Source organism: Streptomyces sp. NPDC000941 (genome assembly GCF_053599555.1).
Genome location: NZ_JBSFMM010000368.1, coordinates 1 through 6,536, shown reverse-complemented (window position 1 = coordinate 6,536; position 6,536 = coordinate 1). Strand labels below are relative to the sequence as shown.

Here is a 6,536-nt window from a genome sequence, read left to right as displayed (position 1 = left end):
GTGACGTACGGGGCCTGCCGCGCAGCCGTACGACGGCCACGGCGGCCAGGGCGCACGCCGCGGCGAGGACCGCCAAGGCGCCCGGCGTCGCGGCCAGCCGGCCGGCGAGGTGGCGGATCTCCGCTACCGCCATGGACGGCCGGGTCAGCAGAATCCCCACGCCGACCGCGGCCAGCACCACCTGGCCCGCGGCCCGCTCCAGCACCACCGCGCGCACCCCCCGGCCGACATCACCGGCGTCGCGCCCGTGCCGCACCGCGCGGTGCACATCGCCGAGGACACCGCCGGGCAGCGCCGCGTTCAGGAACAGGGCCCGGTAGTAGTCCGCCACGGCCGCGCCCAGCGGCAGCCGGATGCCCAGCGCCCGGGCCACCAGACACCAGCGCCAGGCGCTGAAGACCGTGGTGAACAGGCCCAGCCCAAGCGCCGCCAGAAGCGTCACGGCGTCGATCCGGCGCACGCCGTCCAGAAAGGCGCCCGTACCCACCCGCCACACCACCACGCCGAGGATGACCGCACCGGCGATCGTGCCGAGCCGCGCCTTGAGCGCCCCCGCGTTCACGACGCCCCGCCCGTCGTCCCGGGCAGCGCCAGCAGATCGCTGTGGTGCACCACCACCCGCAACTCGCCCGCGGCGCACGCCGCCAGGCGGTCCCGCAGATACGCCTCGGCGCGCGGCGCCAGAACCGGCCGCTGTTCACAGGCCGCCTCGACCCAGCCACGCAGCCACTGGGCCGTCAGCGCGGACTCGCCCGCGCCGAGCCGCCATGGGCTGCTGTGCACCCGCACCGACGCGCCCCGCAGAGCAAAGGCGTCGGAGGCCACCATGATCGCGTCAGGCCCCAGCAGACCGCCCCGGCGCTGATGGGCGTTGAACGCCTCAGCGATCTCGCCGTCAAACGGGTCTGCCGGGGAAAGCTCGACCCGCCCCACCACCGACAGCGCCAGCAACACCGGACAACCGGCCTCGGCGCAGGCGGCGACCAGCGCGTCCACTTCGTCCCGGGTCAGCACGTCAAGCAGAGCGGACGCCGTCACCAGCGAGGCCCCGGCCAGATCCTCCGCGGCCAGCTCGCCGAGGTCCGCGCGCCGGGTCAGAACCGTGACACCGGCGCCGTCTTCGGTCGTGGCCGGCGTCTGCGCGGCGGCCCGGCCCAGCAACGCCGGATCGCGGTCGTACAGCACCCAGTGCTGGGGGCCGGGCAGCCGGGGCGCGAGCCAGCGGCCCATGGAACCCGTGCCGCAGCCCAGGTCGTGGATCACCAGACCGCCGGGCCGCCCGGCCTCCGCCAGCCAGCCGCGCAGCGGGTCGAGGAGTTCCACGGCGCGGGCCGCGGCGTCGGCGCGCTCCCGCAGCTCCAGCCACTCCGGCTGGTACAGCGGCACGTCGGTGGTGTTCATGCGGCCCTCCGTGGTTCGCATCGAAGCTGTTCCAGCACGTCGGCCATCCGCCGCGCCGTCGTCTCCCATCCGCCCAGAGCGGCGCGCCGCCCCCGAGCGGCCGCCTTCAACCGCCCCCGCACACCCGGTCCGACGAGCCAGCCGCGCAGCGCCGCCACGAGCGCCGCAGGGTCCCGCGGAGGCACGAGGAAGCCCGGCAGTCCGCCGTCGGGAGCCCGCCCCAGCGCCTCCGGGACCCCGCCCACGGCCGTCGCCAGCACCGGAATGCCCCGCGCCAGGGCCTCGGTCACGACCATGCCGTACGTCTCGGCGTACGAGGTGAGCACCAGCAGGTCGGCCGCCGCATAGCCGGCGTCCAACTCCGCACCGGCCCGCGGTCCCGCGATCCGCACCCGGTCGCCCAGGCCGTGCTCGTCGACCAGTTCGCGCAGCCGGGTCACATAGTCGGGGTCCTGGCCGAGGCCGCCGACACACAGCAGGCTCCACGGCAGGTCGGCCACCTCGGCCAGGGCCTCGATCAGCACGTGCTGCCCCTTGCGCGGGGTCACCGACGCGACGCACAGCAGCTGTGAGGCGCCGTCGGTGCCGGGCGCCAGGGGCGCGAGGTCCGCGCCGGGCGCGGCGACGTGCACCCGGGCGGGGGCGAGCCCGTGGTGGGCCACCAGCCTGCGGGCCGCCCAGTCACTGGTCGCCACCACGGCCGGGACGGCGCGCAGCGTCTTGCGCTCCAGCGCGTCCAGGTCCGCCGCCCGGCCGGGGGTGAGCCCCGTCTCGTCGCCCAGCGGCAGATGTACCAGCACCGCCAGCCGCAGCCGCCGCGCCTCGGGCACGACGATGTACGGCACGGCGCAGGCCACAAGACCGTCGAGGAGGACGACGCTGCCGTCCGGCCGCTCGGCGAGGACACGGGCCAGCTCCGCGCGTGCCTCGGGGTCCGGCTGCGGCCAGCTGCCCGCGACGGCGTGCTCGTGGACCTGCCAGCCGGCGCCCGGCAGCTCCCGGCACACCCGGCGGTCATAGGTGTTGCCACCGCTCGGCGCGGCCGGATCGGCCACGCCACCGGGCATGACGAAGTGCATGGAGCGCGGGTCCGTCGTGGTGGCGTCGGCGCGGCTCATCGGGTGCGCTCTCACAGATCCCGCTCGTAACTCGCCCAGGCGATATGCGACTCGTGCAGCGTGACCGTCAGCCCCGAAAGCCCCCGTGCCCCCTCGCCCAGCTCCCCGGCGGCCACCCGGTCGGCGAGGCGGTCGGCGATGACCTTCGCCAGGAACTCCGTACTGGTGTTGGTACCGGCGAAGGCGGGCTCCTCGTCGAGGTTGCGGTAGTTCAGCTCGCCGACCACCGCGTTCAGCTGCTGGGTGGCGAGGCCGATATCGACCACGATGTTGTCGGCGTCCAGCTCGGCGCGCCGGAAGGTGGCGTCCACCAGGAACGTCGCCCCGTGCAGGCGCTGCGCGGGCCCGAAGACCTCTCCGTGGAAGCTGTGAGCGATCATCAGGTGATCACGAACGGTGATGCTGAACAACGAACGACCCTCCAGGTACGGCACGGCTGCTTGCGGCCCTCGACCGGGCCGCGTGATGTAGTACGGCCGACCCGTCGACCTGGTTCAGAGCCGCGCTGGATTGTGCCGGATCCTGCCGGATCATCCTGACTGTTGCGACCGTTCGGACCGCTTTTCGGACCGCTCAGCCGACTCTTCGGCCGACCCGTACCGCACGCGGTGGCACAGCCCCGGCAGCTCCCCGGACGCGAGGCGGGGCAGCACCTCCGGCAGCTCCTCGAAGGCGCACTCCCCGGTCACCAGCGCGTCGAGGGCGGGGTCGGCCAGCAGCTCCAGCGCCAGCGCCAGCCGGTCGGCGAAGGTGCGGCGCGAGCCCCGGGCCGGGGACACCGTTCCCACCTGGCTGCCGCGCACGACCAGACGGCGGGAGTGGAATGCCTCGCCCAGCGGCAGGCTGACCCGCCGGTCGCCGTACCAGCTCAGCTCCAGGACCGTCCCCTCCGGCGCGAGCAGTTCGAGGCCGCGCGCGAGCCCGGCCTCGGTGGCGCTGGCGTGGACGACGAGATCGCAGTCGCCCGCGGCCTCCTCGGGGAGCGCGAAGTCGACGCCCAGGGCCTCCGCGACCCCGGCGCGCGCGGGATTCGCGTCGACCAGCTGGACGCGTACGGCCGGAAACCGGGCGAGTACGGCGGCCACGCTCGCGCCGACCATCCCGGCCCCGATCACCGCGATCCGGTCGCCGATCAACGGCGCCGCGTCCCACAGGGCGTTCACCGCCGTCTCCACCGTCCCCGCCAGCACGGCCCGCGCCGCCGGCACCGTCTCCGGCACCGGGGTCACGGCGCTCGCCGGGACGACAAACCGCGTCTGGTGCGGATACAGGCTGAAGACCGTACGGCCCAGCAGCGCGGCCGGGCCCTCCTCCACCACGCCGACGTTGAGATAGCCGTACTTGACCGGACCGGGGAACTCGCCCTCCTGGAACGGGGCCCGCATCGTGGCGTACTGGCTCTCCGGCACCCCGCCGCGAAAGACCAGGGTCTCCGTCCCCCGGCTCACCCCGGAGAACAGGGCGCGCACCACGACGTCGTCGGCGCCGGGCACCGGCAGCGGGACCTCCCGTACCTCGCCGTGGCCGGGGGTGCGGAGCCAGAAGGCGCGGGCGACGCGCTCCATCGACATCCTCCAGAAAGATCGGGCCTGACAACGGGCTGAACACTTTGCCCGTCACGTACGTACTGACCATTACCAAGCCGCGAACACGGTACGCGGCACTCAACGACTCCGCCACAACAGCCGGAGGGTGCACGGTGGCTGCCCTGAACAACACATACGACACGACGCTGTTGCGGCAGGAGACGGCGGTGGGAGCGGTCGCACAGATACTCCTGCTGACACTTCTGGGCACCGCACTCGGCCTGGGGCCCGCGGGCTGGCTGACGGGCCTGGCGTTCGCGTTCGCCACCTGGGCCGTGCTGACGCGCGCCCTGTGCCGCTCCTGGCTCAGGTCCTTCGGCGCCGCCAACCGCGTCACCCTGGCCCGCGCCACGCTGGTGGGGGGCGTGACCGCGCTGGTCGCCGACTCCTTCCAGAGCCCGCCCCGCGTCCCGGCCCTCGTCGCCCTCACCACGGTGGCGCTGATCCTCGACGCCGTCGACGGCAAGGTCGCCCGGCGCACCGGAACGGCGTCCCCCCTGGGGGCACGCTTCGACATGGAGGTCGACGCCTTCCTCATCCTGGTGCTCAGCGTCTACGTCGCCACCTCGCTGGGCCCGTGGGTGCTCACCATCGGCGCCATGCGCTATACCTTCGTCGCGGCCGCCCGCGCCCTGCCCTGGCTGAACGAGCCACTGCCCGTGAACACCGCCCGCAAGGCGGTGGCCGCGCTCCAGGGAATCGCCCTGCTGGTGGCCGCCTCCGCGCTCCTCCCGCACCTGGCGTCGCTCGCGGTGGTGCTGGTGGCGCTGGCGCTGCTCATCTGGTCCTTCGCACGCGACATCAGGTGGCTGTGGCAGACGAGGGCCCGTCAGGCCGCCACCGGTCGGCCCGCCACCGTGGTCCCGCGTATGACCCACGCGGACGCCTGACGCGTGCGGCCACGTCGCGGCCTCGGCGGGCCCCTGGCTGGTTGGTGCCGTCCGCGCGGGAGGCATGAGGCAGGATGGCAGACCGCGTCAGGGACCAGGCACAAAAGCCCCGGCGCAGCCCGACATCCCAGGCACGAACAGGTGACACGGTGACAAGACAGCACTCCGAACTCCCCGGCAGACCCCGCCACGAGCGCGCACCCGGACCGCGGCCCACCGCCCTGTGCGGCCGGAGCTGCCGCACCTCGCGGCAGGCTTCGCGGCGTACGGGGAGCGGCCGGTGACCCGCGCGCTCACCCTGCACGACCTCATCGTCGTCTGCGCCGCGTTGGCCGGGGGCCTGGCGATGGTCCTGTTGTCCCGTGTGGCACTGCGCTGGCTGGCGGAGCGGGCACGCCGGACCCGGTGGACCGGCGACGACATCATCGTCGACGCGCTGCGCACCATCGCCCCCTGGGCGTGCCTCGTCACCGGTGTGTCCGGGGCGGCCGCGGCCCTGCCACTGACCAGGGCCATCGACCACAGCGTCCACCAGGTGATGACCGCCGTGCTCATCCTGGCCACCACCATCGCCGTGGCCCGCGTGGTCGCCGATCTGGTGCGCAACCAGGCGCTGTCGCGGTCCGGAGTGGCGGGCAGCGCCACCATTTTCGTCAACATCACCCGCATCGCGGTGCTGGCGATGGGTGTCCTCATCCTGCTGGAAACGCTCGGCATCTCGATCGCCCCGCTGCTCACCGCGCTCGGTGTGGGCGGCCTCGCGGTCGCCCTGGCGCTCCAGGACACGCTGGCCAACCTCTTCGCGGGCGTCCACATCCTCGCCTCCAAGACGGTGCAGCCCGGCCACTACATCCGGCTCGGCAGCGGTGAGGAGGGTTACGTCGTCGACATCAACTGGCGTAACACCACGGTGCGCCAGCTCCCGGACAACCTGGTGATCATCCCGAACGCCAAGCTCGCCGGCGCCATCACCACCAATTACAATCAGCCCGAAGAGCAGATGTCGATCATGATCCAGGCAAGGGTCGACTACGACAGCGACCTCGAACAGGTCGAGCGGGTGAGCCTCGGCGTCGCCGCAGAGGTGATGGCCGAGGTCTCCGGCGGCGTCCCGGACCATGAACCGGCCGTCCGATTCCACACCTTCGGGGAAGCCGGTATCGACTTCTCGGTCATCCTGCGTGTCCAGGAATTCAGCGACCAGTTCCTGATCAAACATGAATTCCTCAAGCGGCTCCACCAGCGCTACCGGACCGAGGGCATCGAGATCCCCCTGCCGGTGCGCACCGTCGTCCTGCAGCAGCCGGGCCAGATCCCGGTCCCCGGCCCCCGCACCCCGGAGGCCGTCCCGGGGGCCGGGGTGAAGTCATCGGTGTCGATGTCGAAGACCCGTCACTGAGCGGCCCCGCCGGATCGTTTCGCCATTGTCGGGTGCCGGGGGCGGCCGCGCGCGGGGGGCCCCCCGGGGGCGCACGCCGGACCGCCCCGCCCGCCCTGAGGTTGGGGGGGTTTTTTTATTTTTTTTTTTTTGGTCGGTGATT

Annotated in this window: 7 protein-coding genes; 2 read left to right on the top strand and 5 right to left on the bottom strand. The window is 73.1% G+C overall.

The window, feature by feature from the left end:
- The 5 genes from ACWDSL_RS50945 to ACWDSL_RS50925 form a co-directional block, all read right to left on the bottom strand.
- A partial coding sequence (locus tag ACWDSL_RS50945) for a lysylphosphatidylglycerol synthase domain-containing protein (RefSeq protein ID WP_450496287.1) occupies positions 1–562 on the bottom strand: 562 nt, incomplete at its 3' end.
- Positions 559–1,401, bottom strand: a complete 843-nt coding sequence (locus ACWDSL_RS50940) for a class I SAM-dependent methyltransferase (protein WP_450496285.1) — start codon at positions 1,399–1,401, stop codon at positions 559–561. The genes ACWDSL_RS50940 and ACWDSL_RS50945, both read right to left, overlap by 4 nt.
- A complete protein-coding gene (locus tag ACWDSL_RS50935; RefSeq protein ID WP_450496283.1) occupies positions 1,398–2,519 on the bottom strand; it encodes a glycosyltransferase family 4 protein in 1,122 nt (373 codons plus the stop codon). The genes ACWDSL_RS50940 and ACWDSL_RS50935 overlap by 4 nt, the downstream gene beginning before the upstream one ends.
- A gap of 11 nt (positions 2,520–2,530) precedes the next feature.
- Positions 2,531–2,929 carry a 6-pyruvoyl trahydropterin synthase family protein gene (locus ACWDSL_RS50930; RefSeq protein WP_450496281.1) on the bottom strand — a complete coding sequence of 133 codons (399 nt, stop codon included), beginning with the start codon at positions 2,927–2,929 and terminating at the stop codon, positions 2,531–2,533.
- Between the two features lie 120 nt (positions 2,930–3,049).
- Positions 3,050–4,084, bottom strand: a complete 1,035-nt coding sequence (locus ACWDSL_RS50925) for a zinc-dependent alcohol dehydrogenase (protein WP_450496279.1) — start codon at positions 4,082–4,084, stop codon at positions 3,050–3,052.
- Between the two features lie 134 nt (positions 4,085–4,218).
- On the opposite strand from ACWDSL_RS50925, the gene ACWDSL_RS50920 reads away from it, so the two are divergent.
- Together ACWDSL_RS50920 and ACWDSL_RS50915 are read left to right on the top strand one after the other, a co-directional pair.
- Positions 4,219–4,995, top strand: coding sequence for a CDP-alcohol phosphatidyltransferase family protein (locus tag ACWDSL_RS50920; protein WP_450496277.1), 777 nt, complete (start codon positions 4,219–4,221; stop codon positions 4,993–4,995).
- Between the two features lie 280 nt (positions 4,996–5,275).
- Positions 5,276–6,394, top strand: coding sequence for a mechanosensitive ion channel family protein (locus ACWDSL_RS50915; protein WP_450496275.1), 1,119 nt, complete (start codon positions 5,276–5,278; stop codon positions 6,392–6,394).
- Positions 6,395–6,536: the final 142 nt, after the last annotated feature.